This is a genomic window from Bacillus sp. JJ1773 (genome assembly GCF_036962035.1).
Classification (GTDB): domain Bacteria; phylum Bacillota; class Bacilli; order Bacillales; family Cytobacillaceae; genus Cytobacillus.
Genome location: NZ_JBALNX010000034.1, coordinates 57788 through 75697, shown reverse-complemented (window position 1 = coordinate 75697; position 17910 = coordinate 57788). Strand labels below are relative to the sequence as shown.

The window sequence follows — 17910 nt, the reverse complement described above, 5'->3', positions numbered from 1 at the left end:
AAGGGACTGGTAAGAAAGGGACGGGTAAAAAAGGGACCGGCCATAACTGTTAAATATTTCTTGACTAGCAAGATTAAAAATCATGACCCGTGGTGATTTCTGTAGGGTCTTTTTCACGAAAATGTTATTTATTCATTTATTCGCTCTGTTGTCCATTGGTGGTACTGTGTACCTCGGTGGGAGCGAACACGATAGCCAATAGCGATAATCATTTCAATGTTATAAATTGAAGAAAAAAATTAGGATTCCTAATAAATCAAAACAGGCCTCTGTGTAACAAATGTCCATCAAATCAAATCAGCACCTCCCACAAGTAGTGGAATGGTGCTGTATCTGTTCTCAGAAAAACCGCATTTACTTATGATACTGTTCTACGTGACTATTCTAAGTGCGGAGTCCACATCTTTGGAACCGTCATCCTTTTTTCAATCTCCCCCGAATCACCCCGATAATGGCTGGCAGCACAGAAATGAAGATAATTGCTAAGAGAACCGTTGAAAAGTTGTCTTTGATAATTGGGATATTGCCAAAAAAATAGCCTAAGATCGTACAGATGCCTACCCATACTGCGGCACCAACCACATTATAAATCAAGAAATATCGGTAGTTCATCCTGCTCGCCCCTGCAATAAAAGGAATGAACGTGCGAATAAATGGCATAAACCGGGCGATCACAATTGTTTTTCCTCCATGCTTATTAAAGAAAGCCTCAGCTCTCATCATTTTATCTTGGTTAATCAATCTCCCCATTAAACTTCCATGTGAGATGGTTGTCCCTACTTTACTACCGATATGATAATTGACAGTATCCCCAATTACCGCCGCGAAAAAATAGACAAACAATAGTAAAAAAATGTTAAATGCCCCCATCGCGGCAAGAGCACCACTAGCAAACAATAAAGAATCACCCGGTAAGAAAGGGAAAATTACAATTCCCGTTTCCACAAATACGATTAAAAATACGATTCCATATGACCATCCGCCAAAGTTTTTGATGATTTCAACTAGATGTTCATCAATATGTAGGATGAAATCAATGATATTTTGAATTATTGTCAAATTTGTTCCCACTTTCATAGTTTTCTCATCAGGTAATCTGACTTAGTAATGTAGTCTTTTTCATTTTCACCTATATATGTTATCACAAAACACTTGAACTGCTCATCACTTAACGACTACGAGTTGTTCGAAACGGTAGATTCGAAAGAACACCAATGTATCCTATCTCATTATAAATTTAAAAGCTGTTAGCATGCCTTAGGAATACCATTTTTTCCATTTGTATTATTGATCTGCGACCAACTTACTTCACTTTCTTGTTAGATCCATATACATATAGTTTATTAACGGAAGATCGACAGTTAAAATACGAAATCACTTATAGAATATCTGAGTAAACTGGTTTATGGAGATTATATCCGAACATGCCTACTCCTTCGAAGATTTTTGAATAAAATAAGTTTTTTATTTATACAATAAGATAGGCTTATTATTTCTATTTCTATCTTTATTTAGAAAGGCAGCGGATCATGGATACTGTCATCTATTCATTACTTACCATCGCATACCTAATTCTATTCGCAGTAGTTGTCCTGTTAGCAAAATGGCACAGTTGGGCTGATATTGGAAATGTACTACTGATGGTTATTCTGGCTTTACTCTATGATAATGGGATCCTAGCACTGGGGAAATACATTGGAGAGGGAGACTTACTGAGGGCATTAAACCTAACCCGATACTATTTGCATGCCCTTATCACCCCCTTGCTCGTCCTATTTGCCTGGAATACTTTAGTAAAGGCAAATCTAAAATGGGCAAAAAAAGGCATCGTCCCATGGCTCGCTGTCTTATTGACACTTTGTTTGATTATCATTGAATTCGTTACAGTGGTCAGGGGAATTTCCCTAGAACCTACTATGAAGTATGGTGTCTTAAGCTATAAAAATGTAGGAGCAGGAAACTTTCCTCCCTTCATGATCATTGGTGTCTCTATTGTGTTAGTCGTCACATCAATTATGATCTGGATAAAGCAAAAATGGCCATGGTATTTTATCGGAACCTTGATTATGTGCCTCACACCAATGATCCACTTTTTAAAAACTGATGCCTTACATAATATAGCTGAATTCGTATTAATACTAGCCCTGCTTGCTACAAAGGCTTATCAAGATAAAAAAATATACAGTTGAAGGACTGGGAATGAAAAGTTCCCTCATAAAAAACAATAAAAATCCCAACCTTTGTTTAAAGTTGGGAAAAGTTAAAACTTCATTTACTTATGGTTCGGTTCACCCGCCATTAAACTAGCGGATTTTCAGATTCATATCTCTTGTCTACTTGTAATCATTTTTTGGTCCCTTATCCATTAAAACTTCTACCATATTTGAAGACCCCATCTTAAGTTTAGGCCTACACTCTGAGTTTTGCTTACTATAAAGCTCTAATGGACTAATAATAACTCCATTTGGCGTATTATGAAGTATTCCGGGCACACATGTATAAATTCGATCATTGTTATTTGCATTCTTGGAGGATATGGTAACGGAGGTTCCGCTATGATTATCTATACTCATGGATACCTTGTATCTGTAGAATGAGCCTGTTCCATTTGACTGAGCAGAATAAACCACAGGAACCACTGCGAGGATATCATCCGTTAACCTTAATTTAATTATTTCTGTCTTCGTTGACCAACCGCTTCTCCCAACATCCCCCATATGTTCCACTGCCCCGTTTCCATACCGGTAGAGGGGAGGTGTTCCCTCAGCCCCAAACATCGCTACATCTATCTGCTTACCATCCTTTGTATAGACTAAAGCATAAATATCATAATCTGTCCCAGTCTTCCAAGATACTGTAGCCGTAATCTCGGGTGTTTTCTCAATGATAACTGGCTTTTGGCCTTTTTCGAGACTTACCTTACCCTTTACCTTTTCAAGGCTTATCGTTGACAACGTGTTTTGACTATTATTATTTCCAGGAACAGTTAGGATCTTATCAGGTTCTTTTGGAGTTTGTTTTTGAATAGTTTTAGGTTCGGAAGGCTTGTTTTGCTCATCCGCTTCAACCTCAACACCGTAATTTTTACATAAACCTTCAAGACCAGAATCAAATCCGCGCCATACTGATCTTGCCTTTGTTTGGCCATTCCGTATATATAATTCTAATACTACTATTCCATTTTCATTTTTGAAGCTGGATGGGGTTAATTGGATTCTGTTATCATCGGTACATATCTCTGCCTTTAAATTCTTTACATTTGAAAAACCCTTGCTATTATCCTCAGTAAGCGTAATAGCTATTTTAGTAATACCTGCAGGGACTTTACTCATGTCAAAATTAATTTTATGTACTTTTGTATTACCTACATTCTCAGATGGTATAAGGGTAGCTACACCAGAAGAGCTCGTTGGTTGATTATAAAATATAATTCCGCTATCTCCTTGTACCTTATCTGAATCAGTTAAAAGAAAAGCTGTTAAGGATATATCTATCGAATTAGAAATTTCGTAGCTAACAGTAACATTCCCTTTTGGAGAACTTAAAACAGTGTTTGCTCCCATCTGAAGCAGTTGATTCATTTAAACCAATCCTTTCTTATCTATGCATTGATTACCTAACTCCAATTACGCCCTTAGCGTACAATCACAAAAAGCTGAGATTTACACGGCCTTTAATGGGACATGTTCTTGTCGCCCAGCATCAGTTGTCGTTATTCAAAATTCACCTGAATTCTCACGATTTCTGACCTCGTTCCGATCCGGATCGGCGGACCCCAGAAGCCAAAACCTTCTGTTACAATCGATTGCATGCTTCCTTTCTTAAGATGCCCCCATGCATTCTCATAAATTGAATCCGTAATTAAGTTACCTGGGAAAACTTGGCCATGGTGAGTGTGACCCGACAACATCAAGTCTATACCCGCTTTTTGAGCAATATCCAAGTCATATGGCTGATGGTCAAGCAGAATCACAGGTTTAGAAAGGTCAACCCCCTTCATGATCTGGTTCAATTCCAATCTATCGGGATCTCTGCGGTCTTTTCGCCCAATCAATGTAAGTTGGTCTTTTATTGTGACAGCTTCATCATAAAGTACGTTGATACCACTTCGCTCTATTGTATCAATTAATTCCTTCATCGTACCGTTATGCCGGTCATGGTTACCCAAAGTGGCATATACACCATAGGGGGCATGAAGCTCGGACAAAACCTCATCGATCCCCTGATCCACGAAAGGCTGAATATCATCGTCAATTAGATCTCCTGGCAATAGGATTATATCCGGTTCCATCCCATTGATTTCTTTAACTAGACGTTTCGCATGATCTTTACCAGACAGTAACCCAAAATGCGTATCCGCGGCCATTGCAATAGTTAGTGAATCAAGTGATGATGTACCTTGTTCTATCTGGATTGAAAAAGAACGAACAAGTGGATTATATGCATTATAAGTACCATAAATAAGGAAGGAAATCGTTAGAACCAATATCACTCTTCCTGCCCACTTCTGCGTCCCAGTGCGTGACAAACGAGTTAAGCGCAGCACAATCACAGAAATATGGGCAGCTGGTACTAACAGGAGAAGCAGATAAAAGATGGCCATCCAGTATGCGCCTATCTTGCTGAGAAGTGTAATACCAGAAATACGACCCATAATGAAGGAAGCAGCTGAAATGGCTACTACCATGATGTAAAGTGTTTTAAACCTTCGTGATGATTTTTCCGGACGCAGCCAACGGTATCCACGCCAGCCGATATAATATACCAACCCGACATAGATTAATAGGGCGATGATACCTATAATCATAAACATTTTTCATTCTCCTAATCCACGAATGAGGTAATCCTGAAGTTACCCTAATAAGTAAATAATCTAGTTCTTTCATTTTGATTTATCAAGTAGTATTCAATTTCAGAGTTAATTAACTTTCGCCATTTCTCTCGGAAACGAATAACCTCTTCGGATATAGTTTTCAAGATTAATCCTCCATAAAAATTCCTAATTTAATAGTAACATGAATTAGAAAATGGGGGATATTGTAAATCATACAAAAGATTTTGGCTAGTAATTATGAAAAGGACGATTTCCAAATAAAATAGTAAAAAAACCTTTAATAAATTACAAGCCAAAAAGGACATCGTAGAAGGTAATGTTTTTTCTACTGATGAGGTTTCAGGGATGATTGAGCAGAGAGTCGAATAAAAAACAGGACTGTTTGTCAGCCCTGTCATTAACCAAATTACAATATATTGGGGGTTTTTCAGTTCCCTCGTTCAATAGTAGAATCATCTTCTTTAGATTGCTAAACTCTTTTATATAATGTCCTTACAAAGGGCATTTCGTTCCCTGCTTCTTTTACAATAATGCCTCAGCTTTTTTTGTAGCTTTTAGAAGTTTATCCGTCAATTGAAGCATTAACCTAATTCCTTTTTGACCATATCCAAATTGGTTTAAAGTTCCGATGATATATGCATCCATCACAGGGTGGTAAAACATAAACGAACCGGTAGAGCCGGCATTCCCCCAAGAGTTATACTTTGCTGGCATTAACACAGGAACCGTTTTTATGTTCATCACTCCATACCCATAATCAATTCCTAAAAAGAATTTACCCCAGTCACTTTTCATTTTTTCAAGAGTTTCTTTCTTTAGTATCTGACCATTCACTAATGCTTTCATGAACTTTAACAAGTCACCAGTAGTGGATACGACACCGCCGCCAGCATACAAAATGCTCAGGCTCTCATTATTGGTCATGTCTGTTTGACGAATATAAAACTTCGCTACTTCGTATGGACTCTTTTCTATTGGTTCAGTACGAGAGAAATGGGAGTGTTTCATACCCAGAGGTTCAAAAATGTTCTTTCTCAGCACTTCATGGAAAGGCAACCCTGTGATATTTTCAATAATAAATCCCAATAGATGATATCCCGTATCGGAATAATGGAATCCTCCTCCTGGATGAAAATGGTTTTCCATGTTCTCCTTCGCCCAATTGATCACTTCAAGCGGAGTCCATATTCGATTTGGTTCTTCAACAAGCAAGTCAGGCATTGACTTTCCTGTTACCGGCTTATCCTCTACGAAATCATTTAGGCCAGAGGTATTATTTAATAAATGTTTGATTTTGATTTCGTTTGAATAATCCTTCTCTTTGTAAATATGCAGATTCGTTAATATTTCAGCATCCAAATACTTTGAAATTTTGTCCTCGTATGAACACTGCCCCTGTTCGACTAACTGTCCAAACAATACGGACGTAAACAGTTTACTAATACTAGCAATATAAAATGGTTGTTCGGGGTGGATAGCTTCTTCTCCAGCAGCCATTTTGAAATCAACCCCATGCTTCTCTGAATGAACACGCAAATAAGCATTTTGAATTTTGGGGTCTTTTTCTACTCTTTTCTTGAAAAATTGTTCAATTTCCATTTGCACCTTCGCCTTCTCCATTTCCCCATCTCCCTCTTTTTATGCATCTACTCTTTTTCATTTTTACGTATTCGGGCAGCCATTATGACATTTTTCCCAGAAAATGCTCAGGAAGCATACCATTCATATCCATGACGGAAAGCCCTAATTGAAACACTTGCAATTTAAACAACCTATATTTACAAGACAGTTCAGTATAATTTGAAAACCCCAATGGAAGGAGTGTCGTAAGAGGATATAGGCAACTTAGGTAACCCCTGCCCTATGATGTGCTCTTTAGGAGACCGAAGACGTAAATGTTCGCAAGAAGACTAAAACCTAGACAAGCGAAAAAGTAAAAACAAACCTATCATTAAATGGATAAAAAAATTACCCTAAGCTATGACAAGCCAATAGGGTGATTGACCGCTCTTCAGCGGTCTAAAATAATATAGTTTTATACTAATACTAATCAGTATATAAACAATAAATAGCCTTAAGCGTATTACTTATATAATCTAGTTAGAATATATAAGTACTTAGATTACCGCGCCGACTGTCCCGAACTAATCCCTTCATCAGACTTTTCACATCCTTCCTTGACACTTTTCGTTCCTCTCGTCGCCCATGGAGGTGTCGAGAAAAGCAGTGAGCCCGCGAGCTCGGCGATTCACGCCGAGGCCCGCGGGCTCACTATATTCGGGATGCCTGACGACCCCTACCAGGCCGCAGACGTCATCCCATGGCCAGAGGCCTAACGTTGGGAGTTGTTGTTTCCGTTATTCCCGTTATTTCCTTTATTTCCATTGTTACCATTATTTCCGTTGTTTCCGTTGTTTCCGTTGTTTCCGTTGTTTCCGTTCCCCTTGCTGTTGTCCTTGCTGTGTTTGAAGTTCAACGGGACATCCTTTTCTAACGGAGTGTCTGCTGAGGAACCACCGACATGCACGCGGTACTTTCCGTCAACAGTTGCCCACTGACCGTCAGCCCAATTCGCCAAGTTGTCCGGTTCTTCCGGAATGAAATAGGAGAATGGGTGGTTTGAGTCAGCATGGTTAATACGCAGAGTCATCTGCTTGCTCTCACCAGACTCAAGGTAAACCTTCTCAAAGTTAACAAGGCGCTTAGTCGGCTGCCCTGCCTCGTTTGGTAGGGTCAGATAGACCTGTGCTGCTTCTTTACCGGCAACGTCACCTGTGTTCTTGATCTTGAAGGACACGTCAATACCGGACAACGAGCCTTTACCTTGGACCTTCTTCACTTTAAGGTCATCATATTCGAAAGTAGTGTACGACAAGCCGTAACCAAACGGGAAGACCGGCTTCACGTTGTTTGCCTCGTACCAGCGGTAGCCCATCTCAAGGCCCTCTGTGTACTTGGCAATTAGTTGGTCGGAACCGTTACCGTACGGGCCCGGGCCACCTGGCTTGCCAGTGTCTTGACGGGTTCCAGGGTACTGCTCCTCGGTCGCGAATGCGGCCTCACGCTCAGTGGCACCGAACGTCATCGGCAGCTTGCCGGAAGGATTGACCTTACCGTAGAGCAGGTTAGCGACGGCATTGCCATCCTCCATGCCCGGGAACCACGCAGAAAGGACAGCTGGGACCTCATCCAACCACGGCATGAGCACCGTACCGGAAGTCTTCAGTACCACAGCGGTGTTCTCAGCGTTGGCCTTAAGGACTGCATCGATCATCGGCTCCTGCTCAACCCAGTCCTCTCTGTCCGGGTTCGTGTCGAGGTCGATGGCAGGGAAGCCGAGTGTCTTACGATCCACAGTCTCATGTGGGTTATCGCCGATCATGAGTAGCACGACGTCGGACTCAGCGGCCAGCTTGGCAGCAGCCTCCGGGTCACGGCCATCGTTGTACGTCACTTCGGTGTCGTAGCCAAGTTCTTTGATGACATTCTCTAGGCCCTCCTGTGGAGTGACCGTGTACGGTGTCACGACGTTCTCGTTGTTGTCCCGAACAGAGCGCGGAGACATCTTGGCCTCACCAGCGAACCACTCAACGCCGATCAGAGCGATCGATTTCGGCTCGCCGTCCAGTGGAAGGAAACCGTTGTCGTTCTTCAACAGCACGGACCCTTCCTCAGCTATCTTCAATGCGCTAGCGCCATTAGCCATCGGATCGACGATCTCCGGCAGGAACTTGTCGTAAGGCTCATCCATGTGGCCAAACTGGATCATCTTGATGTAACGCGGACGAAGCAGATTGTCGATGTCGTCCTCGGTCACCTGACCTGAGTCGAGTGCCTCCTGGATCTTCTCTTCAGTGTAGTACTGCGGTGCCCAGTCGAGCTCAACATTCATGCCCGCCTTAATGCCAGCCACCGTGTCGTGAATTGCGCGACGGTCACTCATAACGTAACCATCGAAGCCCCAGTTGTTGCGTAGGGCATCTTGGAGTAATTCAGAGCTGTCACAGGCAAAGGTGCCGTTGACATCCGGGAACGAACACATCACCGAAGCCGGGTCAGCATCCTTAACGGTCATCTCAAATGGCAACATGTAAAGCTCGTTCATGGCCTTTGAGGGAACTTGGACGCCCATCGTCCATCGCTCAGTCTCCTGCTCGTTACCAGCCAAGTGCTTAAGCTGTGCCTGGACCCCCTGGTCCTGGATGGCCTTGACCTGCTCGGTCGCTAAGATACCTGTCAGATATGGGTCCTCACTGAAGTACTCATAATTACGGCCATTGTACGGGTGACGAATGAGATTCATTCCCGGTCCGAGCAACACGTGATGCGCGAAAGCCCGTGTCTCCTCGCCGAGGATTCGGCCAACCTCATAGTTCAGCTCGCGGTCAAATGTCGCTGCCATAGCCGGGGTAGATGGAAGGCCCGTTGCTACCGGGTCATTGCCACACGATCCGCCCTTAACGCCTGTACCACCGTTGGTCATGCGGATTGTGGGGATGCCCAGTTCCTCGATCCCACGGATTTGTCGGCCAGTGTCCTGCCACTCACATCCGGGCAGGGTACCCTGTGGCTCGAATTCGCCGTTCATATACTTGCTAGTACCGCCCCTTTTGATGACGACCGTCTCACCGGTGTCGTTCTCATTGAAGCGCGAGATGGCGATTTGCTGGATCTTCTGTTCCATCGTCATCTCATCGAGAAGCAGCTCGGTGCGCTCTTCAGCAGGGAGCTGGGTGTTCATCCAAGGTTTGGTCCCTTCCGTTCCACCGTTCTCCGCATTAACAGGAATTACTAACGAAGACATAAAGATCGTTGCTGTCAAAAAAATTGAATTAATTCGTTTTATCATCTTAATCTCCTTCACTCTCTATTTGTCTATTAGTATTTAAATAATTCGTTTTATCATCGTATTCTCTCCCTTACTAACCGATTAAGTATATCAGTATAGAGAAAAACTATTACGCTAGTATTAACGGTTAATTACAGATCACTAACAAAAACCACGAGATTAGTAATAATCGTAAAGTCCTGAAAACGTATTAAAACACTGAGAAAATCATTGATATACCAAATAAACAATCAAAATAAATAAATTTAAATGAGCATTATTCTAAATATACTGAAACAGGCTGGAAGAACTTTTTTTATAAAATAAACTTTTTTAATATAATATTTGGGAGTCCAATCGAAGATGGCATGTAATGAATGAAATAAGTATTGCCTCTTATTTGCATGATGGAATTCCCAAGTTCCTATAACCTCATTTACTTATGATAAGGTTCACCTCACCTGTTTAAGCGGCATTTTATTTTTAAAAATACTTTGGGTAAAGAAGCAGGATAATCTTGTATATATGTTAAATGTAAAATTAAGTGGTGAATTACTAGCCGGGAAGCATTTATGTAGAATTGGGGATGAAACAAACATGGGGTTCGTTTTAATGTTCCTGCTTATCTACTTTATTGTAAGGTTAATAGGAATTTATAAAAAAGATATATGGCATTTCTTTAATAAATTTGCCAAAAGGATTCTGACTTGGAGTCGAAGTAAGAGAATCAAGTCATTGTTAACAGAATTAGAGGCTTTGGGATTTTATAAACATGCCGATAATCAACTTGTCGAAGAACTGAAAAAAAGGTCAAATAAAACAGGCTATCTCTTTTGGAATGAAACACAAAGAATGTATAAGTCCGATGCCGAGGATTTAGCTGAAGGGTTCATTGGTCAATTTTTTAAAGAAATTGCACCTTTTCTAATAAAAGAAGGTATTACAATCGAGAGCTACGAACAATCTCATACTGGAGATACTTATGAGATTATTGTTAATCATAAAAGGTTCTTAATTTTGGATGACAAAATCGACAACCATTTAGTTTTATGGGAGTTGGCTACAAATAGAACCTTTTCCGTTGTGAATTTGCTCTTACATGAAGCCGGATCCAATGAAAGGCTATACTCCTTATACGGTGGCAACGATCTCTTTGCCATATTTCTAACCAAAAAAATGTATGAAACAATAAGGAAATCCAAACTTATTAAGAAAACGGAGAAACCTGTGTGGCGCGGGTAAGGTTCTGCTGCCTAATAGGCGGCAAAACCTTAACAGCCGATCATTTTTTTCCTTCTAGCTATAAAAAAACGCCTCTATTTATGATACGGTTCCCCGTAACACATCTAAATAAGATTAAACCTTTTTTAATAAAATGAATAAGGAACAGTACTGATAAAAGTGCTATTACCCTTTTAAACTATTACCAACATTCGGAACCCCCCATCTCTTTTGGGTGTGCGAAAATAAAGGGTAACTGGCAGTTGGCCAAGCCCATAATTATTTGGGTTTTAACTGGAACTACTTATGGGCAAAATAAGGATAATCTCCCTTGTATAACTTCTAAAACTTTTTCTGGCACTTCCCTAGCCTTGATATCCCCACCTAGAAAAAGAAGCCAATTTGTTATTTCAGTCAATTCTTCGGGATTATTAACATTGATAAAGGTCTTTAGAATGGCTGTGGTTTGGTAAGGATTCGTATAGGAAATGGAAATTTTTAAAGGATGGTATTTTTTGAACTGGGCAATCGCCTTTGGACCAAGATCAAGGACAAGGTTAACTACTTCTTCCTCCTTACTTAGTTTTTCTAAAATCTTTTTCTTATTTATTCTTTTTTTCGCAGGGTATGGTTTAACATTGGTGAGATTGTCAACAGGGAAAATCCTCCTCTCTTCATCCTTTAAGTCATAGCCTTCAATCAGCCAAACGCCTTTTTCATGATAAAGGTGCAAGAGATAAATTGAATAAGACTTTGTTATCTTCTCTTCCTTGATTGTAATCAACAAATAGCTATCCAAAAGGAGGATTTGGATGAGTTTTTCTAACATTGGATCGGGTAGGTCCGACAAATCAAGCAGGTCGGGATTATTGGGGTTTGTCCCTTCAAAAAGCAAGATTTGATTTAAAAGAACAAGGTCATCTTGCTGGTTTTCTGAGATGAGGCCAAGTAATTTTTCAGCTAAAGACTGACGACTCTTAAGATAAGGGAGTTGTTGATTTCTTGTGGCCATAAAGGCAATAAAAAGAGCTTTAATCTCATTATCGGTAAAGCGAACAGCGGGAAGGACAGAGTTGTTCATGACAATATAACCCCCATCCCTTCCAACTTCAGCAACAAGCGGCATCCCCATGGCTTCAATTTCTCTGATATCTCTAATAGCGGTCGAACGGGAGATATTAAATTCTCGCATGATTTCAGAAATTGTAAAGCGGGCGCGGTTGTTGATATACCGCATGATAGTATTAATCCGTTCAACTTTTTTCATCGGGATCCCCTAAACAGTATCATTTTTTGACATGATTTAAGGCTATTATAAACTCATCAAGTGAAAAGACAAATCATTTGATTAATATAAATTAAAAAGAAAGAAGGTTTTGCACATGGCAAATTACACTATAGAAGAAAAAGACAGCTTTACCGTTTTAGGCACTGGAACTGAGCTTAAGAGCGACTACAGGGACTATGCAGGTATAAACAAGGAAAAGGCAGACTTTTGGCAGGCCGTCAGCCAAGATGGAAGGCTAGATACTTTAAAAGCGATAGCCACAAACGACTACGTTTTTATCGTGAACGAAGCCGTGAATAACAAGATGATGCATTATGCTGGCGTCATGACAGAGGCAGCGGCACCAGAACTAGGAGAAACTAGAGTTATCCAATTTCCTAAGGGTGAATACTTAGTTGTTAAAGGGGAAGGTAATACTTTAGATGAATTGAGTAATAAAGTTACTGGTATTGCTTTTGGTCAAGCCTTACAAGAAGCAAACAATGTTGCCTATGTTGGTGGACCTAATGCAGCGGTTGTGATGGAGCAGCGAAACGGAGTCTTTTATGGTGAAATGTGGATTCCTGTAGTTAGGAAATAATGAGATAAAAGGAAGGTTGGAAATGCACTATATCGTTGATTTTAAAAATGTGTCTACAATTGGTTTAGAGTCTTCACCTGTAGCAGAAGCGCTCGCTGGTTTACGTGCAAATGAAGCCCGTTACTTTATGAACAAATACAAGCATGAATTTACGGTTGTACCAGCTAGCGAAAGCCAGGAGACCCTTGATTATGTGAACCGAATTTTGAAAGAAGAACGTGATATTGAGTTTGCAGCCAAACCTTTAGAAACATCGCGTTTTCAAGTGGAAAATATCAAAATGGCCTACGTCTTTTATGAGGATGGTCTTTCGGTCAACGTCATGTATACGGTTGATGGCTCTAAGAAGCGGGCTGTTGGTTTTAAGCTTTCTGAGGGGATGGAGGTACCACAGGAATTAGAAGGGAAGTTTAAGTTTGCTAGGCAGAAGTCTAAACTAGCTGGAACAATTCGAGGCTCGTTTTTTGTAATTAAAGGAGAATATTAAAGTAAGTAAAAGTGAAAGAGAAGTAATTCATCAATCTTTTATAATTGGTCACTCTTTTTCTTCATTTAGATATGAAAATCCTGATTGTACCAAATTTGCTGCAAAAGCAAAAATGACCATTCATGCAATAAATATCATATAACAAAGCAGCACCTTTCTATCATATTAGAAGGTGCTGTTACTTTTTTCGCAAAGCCTCATTTACTTATGATACGGTTCTGCTCACTTTACGAGATGGTAAAGCATTGTCTGAGGGAAACCAGAAGGTTATCTTCTTAACCTCCTTCCAGTTTTCATTCATTTGAACCTCTTTTTTTAGTGACCTTACAAGATGCTTCATTTTCATCCTTATGATACTTCTTCAATCCTATCTATTTCACGTTGTAACCGTCCCTAGCGAGATGCTCCAGAACAGCATAGCCCAGCCTTAAAGGTACTTGGCTTCTGACCCTCAGGAGCCTGCCACTAGAGGCTCCATGTAAATACTCTGCATTGGCAATTAATTCTACAAATGAAGAAAAAGAATTCGTCAAAAGAAGGGATTCTCCACCGTTGCTAATCCAGCCCTGAGTTTTCTCTGAAATTCATGAATCTTTTAATATTCAACAACATAGGAATAACTTGGTAATATTTTTTGAATTGGGACTTTTGTGAAAATGGCTGGTTTTCAAGGAAAGGTGATGTGACTATGAATATTTTAGAGGTTCGGAATTTAAAAAAATCCTTCGGTTCCATTCAAGCCGTTAAAGATATTAGCTTTTCTGTAAAAGAAGGAGAGATTTTTACCATCATCGGACCAAATGGGGCAGGAAAAACAACAACACTTGAGATGATTGAAGGCTTGGTTACGCCTGATCATGGAGAAATACAGTTTGGCGAATTGAACTGGAACAAGCACGCAATAACCATTAAAAGAAAAATCGGTGTACAGCCGCAATCTAGTGCCATGTTTGACTTATTGACCCCTGAAGAAAATTTGAATCTATTTGCTTCATTTTACGATAAGGCACGGTCAACTGAGGAAATTCTCAAATTGGTAAATCTGACCGAGCACCGAAAGAATCAAGTCAAGAAACTATCTGGCGGTCAGCGGCAACGACTTGCAATCGGGCTTGCCATGATTAGTGATCCCGAAGTCGTATTTCTTGATGAACCAACAACCGGACTCGATCCCCAGGCACGACGCAATGTTTGGGAGATCATTCTTGAGCTTAAGAAATTAGGGAAAACGACTATTCTCACAACTCATTACATGGAAGAAGCGGAAAAACTAAGCGACAGGGTGTGCATCGTTGACCAGGGGTTGGTCGTAATCTTGGATTCCCCCTCCGCATTAATAGAAAAATTAACAAATGAAAGAGAGGTTCGATTATCCTTCCTTGATGGAGAGAAAGCCGCCCATGATGCAGAGCTTTTTGCAAAAGCTCTTGATTCTGTGACACGGACAGTACGTGAAGACGCCGCACTTAAGCTATGGACCATTAAACCCGAGGATTTACTTTTTGACCTATTTAAATTTACAAAAGACAAGGAATATCAAGTCGAGCAAGTTTCGATTCACGAAATGAGTCTTGAAGATGTCTTTATCGCTTATACCGGTAAGGAGTGGAGGGATTAAGATGAATAATCTCAAGCAATTTAAACAAATGTTCCTTGCTCAATTAAAATTAACATTCCGTGAAAAACAAGCGTGGTTTTGGGGGATCTTTTTTCCAATTATTTTAATGGTCATCTTTATGACGATATTTGGCGGTGGTTCAAATGATGATTTCAGCACGAAAGTTGTTATTGTTAATGAATCTTCAAATGAAACGTCTACTATGATGGCTAAGCAATTACAACAAATTCCTATTATTAAAGCAAGTGGAAATGATTCTGTTAATGAAGATAAAGCAAAAGTTTTAGTAAAAGAGAAGGAAGTTGATGCTGCCATCATTTTGCCAGAATCAGCACAGGCAACATCGATTAAACTGATCGTAAACAAAGAAAATGAACAAAGTGTATCAACCCAAGTCGTTTCGGGTATTCTGGATAAATTTATTCAGCAGGCAAACTTGCAAGCAGTTGGTGCAACCCCAACCTATGAGCAGCAATTTGAAACCATTTCCTCAGGCAGCCAGGAATTAAAGTATACTGATTTTCTCTTAACTGGAATGATTGCTTTATCAATTGCCCAAGGCGGCTTATTCGGAATGGTTGACTTAGTGGATATGCGCAGAAAAGGGTTAATAAAAAGGCTGCGGATGACCCCGGCAAAAATGGGGATCTTTGGTCTTAGTGATATGGTGATGCGCCTGTTATTTAGCATCATTCAAATCATTCTCTTATCCTTAATTGGCGTATTCCTATTCGGGGCTAATTTGTTTATTAATTTCCCTAGTTTACTGCTGGTCATCTTAATCGGAGCCCTCTCCTTCAATGCAATTGGCTATTTTATTTCTTCTTTTAGCAATACAAATGAGGCCTACATGGGAGCAGCAAACATTGTCAGCTTTCTGATGATGTTTGTAAGCGGTATTTTCTTTCCGGTTGAAACAATGCCCGAATGGCTGCATCCTGTTTCAAACATTCTTCCGCTCACCTATTTTGCAGACGGTCTAAGAGACAGTATGGTCTATAATACTTCTATTCTTTCAGCCTCTCTTTGGTTTGGTTTTGGAAACATGCTTCTTTGGGGTGGAATTGCCTTTATCATTGGTTCCTTGTTATATAAAAGAAAATCAATTGTGTCAACCAGGTAAAACGATGAAACAAAGGACGGTACTATTACCTCAAATTTATTAATTCTTCTTGGATTATCAAAATTTCGCAAAAAAATCCTGTCCCTAATTTCCAAAGGCCCGACTAGTTCCTATCCGCTAGTCGCGCCTTCGGTTTATATGAAAAATGAGTGAACTTTTTAGAAGAACCCAGCCCTCTTTTTCATGAAGGCTGGGTTCTTTATAGAAGTTATAATAAAATGACTAGTACTCAACTTTCGCACCGTTGCGTTTTTATAGGAAACCGCTGGATCACCTCGATCCCATCGGCCACCCTCAGCTTGGCTCCGTCGATGCCATCAACGACATTTTCGACCAATCTGAGGTCCTTCCCGGCATCGATCCTAATGCCATTGGCGGCCTGTCGAATGACGTTGCACTCGATCCTGATGCCTGAAGGGATTCCTTTGCCCCGTCCGTCAGCACCGCGGTCCTCACTGAGCCGGATCGCCCAGAACCCGTCAGTCCCTCCAGTGATGTGATTACCGTGCAACTCTGTGCCTGGCGCATTGCGGACCTCGATGCCAGCCTTCGAATCCTTCCCGGCGGTGATCCTGTTATCCTCGATGAGGGTCTCAGGAGTTCCTAGGATGACGAGGATTCCCTGACGGTTTCCAATCAAATCGTTGGAGTGCACCCAGTTTCCAGGTCCTGAGGCATCGTGCTTGTTCTTGGACCCGCCGGAATTTCCCAGCGCGATGCCCGCCCCCTGCCCGCCGATAACCGTGTTGTCCCGGATCTCGTTCAGATACTCACCCTCGCCGTGCAGGTCGATTGCGTCGAGGTGGCTGCCGGTGATAGTGTTCTCCGCCACGAGATTGTTGTGTGTGGGGAACTGAAGCAGAATGGCGTGCCTCAGATGCCTGCCATTAAAGGTATTACCGATAACGACATTGTGCCGGGAATCATTGGTGGCATCCGGGTCGTGCTGGTCCGCTGAGCCCTCGATAGCGATGCCGTAGCCCTGTCCGCCTGGACCGACAGCAGTTGCCTCACTTACGTAGTTTCCAGAGAGGGTCACTTCACGGCTTGCCTTGACGGAGATCCCGTGGCGCTCGAACCTGCGAATGCCCACGTTTTCCACAAGTACCTGTGAACTAGCCTTCCGTTTGAGGGCTCCGAGGTAAATCCCGTACATCGGGCCGCCACCCGCATTGCCGTTGTCTGGGTCATCTCCGAGGGGACCCTCATGACGGGAGGTAATGGTGAAGTCAGCGATGATGACATCGTGAATGCCCGAGCCACGGATCACCCGGCTGTTATCCTCGCCATCGAGGGAGGTCAGCAGCACAGTCCGTTCCTGGCCCTCACCGCGCAGGTCTACACCACTGCGCAACACGATGTTCGCCGACTTGTCGGCCGGGTCAGTGGAGCGCAGGTCATATGTGCCGGCTGGCAGTACGACCTCGTCACCTGGTTCAGCCGCGTCCAAGGCCGCTCGGATGGCTGCTGCATCGTCTTGTGAGTCCGGATCCGGATCTGCCCCGAAGTCTGTGACGTACAGGGTCCTGCCTGTGGCCGGACCTGGTGTCGGCACCTCGATCGGCGCACCGGACCGGTCTACCAAGCCCGGGACCTGCCAGTCACCGTGCCCGGACGGGGCGGGTTCCACGGCGTCATCGCTCCCAATCGGCCCTTCGGATTCCTCAACGGTACATGCGGTCAAGAGGGCCATCAGGCCAAGGGCCACCCACCACAAATACGCCGGACCTCGCCTGCTTTTTCGAACGGATTCCTTCATAATACTTCTCACGTCCTTCCTTAACTCTTTTCGTCCATTCGTCGCCTATGAAGGTGTCGAGAAAAGCAATGAGCCCGCGGGCCTCGGCTTGATTCACCGAGTCCGCGGGCTCACCACCTTCGAGATGCCTAACAATCCCTGCCGGGTCGCCGATGTCATCCCATGGCCAAGG

General features: G+C 42.1%; 14 protein-coding genes. 6 read left to right on the top strand and 8 right to left on the bottom strand.

Annotated elements, in window-relative coordinates:
- Nucleotides 1-128: 128 nt before the first annotated feature.
- Complete coding sequence (gene rhuM, locus V7127_RS09640) at nt 129-218, bottom strand: RhuM family protein (RefSeq protein WP_335485272.1); 90 nt, start codon at nt 216-218, stop codon at nt 129-131.
- Between the two features lie 196 nt (nt 219-414).
- On the bottom strand, nt 415-1059 hold the full coding sequence (locus V7127_RS09635; protein ID WP_438823992.1) for a VTT domain-containing protein: 645 nt from the start codon (nt 1057-1059) through the stop codon (nt 415-417).
- Between the two features lie 470 nt (nt 1060-1529).
- Here V7127_RS09635 and V7127_RS09630 point away from each other — a divergent pair, with 470 nt between their 5' ends.
- Nucleotides 1530-2189 carry a hypothetical protein gene (locus V7127_RS09630; protein ID WP_335354060.1) on the top strand — a complete coding sequence of 220 codons (660 nt, stop codon included), beginning with the start codon at nt 1530-1532 and terminating at the stop codon, nt 2187-2189.
- Nucleotides 2190-2333: 144 nt separating this feature from the next.
- Here the strand turns inward: V7127_RS09630 and V7127_RS09625 are convergent, their stop codons facing one another.
- From V7127_RS09625 to V7127_RS09610, 4 genes are all read right to left on the bottom strand, one after another.
- Complete coding sequence (locus V7127_RS09625) at nt 2334-3581, bottom strand: TerD family protein (RefSeq protein WP_335347409.1); 1248 nt, start codon at nt 3579-3581, stop codon at nt 2334-2336.
- A 131-nt stretch (nt 3582-3712) separates the two neighbouring features.
- Nucleotides 3713-4813: a metallophosphoesterase gene (locus V7127_RS09620; RefSeq protein ID WP_335354059.1), complete on the bottom strand. Its 1101-nt coding sequence runs from the start codon at nt 4811-4813 to the stop codon at nt 3713-3715.
- 543 nt (nt 4814-5356) lie between these two features.
- A complete protein-coding gene (locus V7127_RS09615) occupies nt 5357-6454 on the bottom strand; it encodes a serine hydrolase domain-containing protein (protein ID WP_335354058.1) in 1098 nt (365 codons plus the stop codon).
- 712 nt (nt 6455-7166) lie between these two features.
- The gene (locus V7127_RS09610; protein WP_335485263.1) at nt 7167-9656 is read right to left on the bottom strand and encodes a beta-glucosidase; all 2490 of its coding nucleotides are present in this window, start codon (nt 9654-9656) and stop codon (nt 7167-7169) included.
- 531 nt (nt 9657-10187) lie between these two features.
- Between V7127_RS09610 and V7127_RS09605 the strand changes: the two genes are divergently transcribed.
- Entirely contained in the window at nt 10188-10904 is a 717-nt protein-coding gene (locus tag V7127_RS09605) for a hypothetical protein (protein WP_335346058.1), read from the top strand.
- 283 nt (nt 10905-11187) lie between these two features.
- Here the strand turns inward: V7127_RS09605 and V7127_RS09600 are convergent, their stop codons facing one another.
- Nucleotides 11188-12150 (bottom strand): helix-turn-helix transcriptional regulator, encoded by a 963-nt coding sequence (locus V7127_RS09600; RefSeq protein WP_335354057.1) that lies wholly within the window; start codon nt 12148-12150, stop codon nt 11188-11190.
- Nucleotides 12151-12265: 115 nt separating this feature from the next.
- On the opposite strand from V7127_RS09600, the gene V7127_RS09595 reads away from it, so the two are divergent.
- The 4 genes from V7127_RS09595 (at nt 12266) to V7127_RS09580 (ending at nt 15979) form a co-directional block, all read left to right on the top strand.
- Nucleotides 12266-12751 (top strand): GyrI-like domain-containing protein, encoded by a 486-nt coding sequence (locus tag V7127_RS09595; RefSeq protein ID WP_335346060.1) that lies wholly within the window; start codon nt 12266-12268, stop codon nt 12749-12751.
- A gap of 22 nt (nt 12752-12773) precedes the next feature.
- On the top strand, nt 12774-13238 hold the full coding sequence (locus V7127_RS09590; RefSeq protein ID WP_335485260.1) for a phage tail protein: 465 nt from the start codon (nt 12774-12776) through the stop codon (nt 13236-13238).
- A gap of 688 nt (nt 13239-13926) precedes the next feature.
- Complete coding sequence (locus V7127_RS09585; RefSeq protein ID WP_335346063.1) at nt 13927-14856, top strand: ABC transporter ATP-binding protein; 930 nt, start codon at nt 13927-13929, stop codon at nt 14854-14856.
- Between the two features lies 1 nt (nt 14857).
- Complete coding sequence (locus tag V7127_RS09580; RefSeq protein ID WP_335485257.1) at nt 14858-15979, top strand: ABC transporter permease; 1122 nt, start codon at nt 14858-14860, stop codon at nt 15977-15979.
- A gap of 229 nt (nt 15980-16208) precedes the next feature.
- Here the strand turns inward: V7127_RS09580 and V7127_RS09575 are convergent, their stop codons facing one another.
- Nucleotides 16209-17738 carry a right-handed parallel beta-helix repeat-containing protein gene (locus V7127_RS09575; RefSeq protein ID WP_335485254.1) on the bottom strand — a complete coding sequence of 510 codons (1530 nt, stop codon included), beginning with the start codon at nt 17736-17738 and terminating at the stop codon, nt 16209-16211.
- Between the last annotated feature and the right edge of the window lie 172 nt (nt 17739-17910).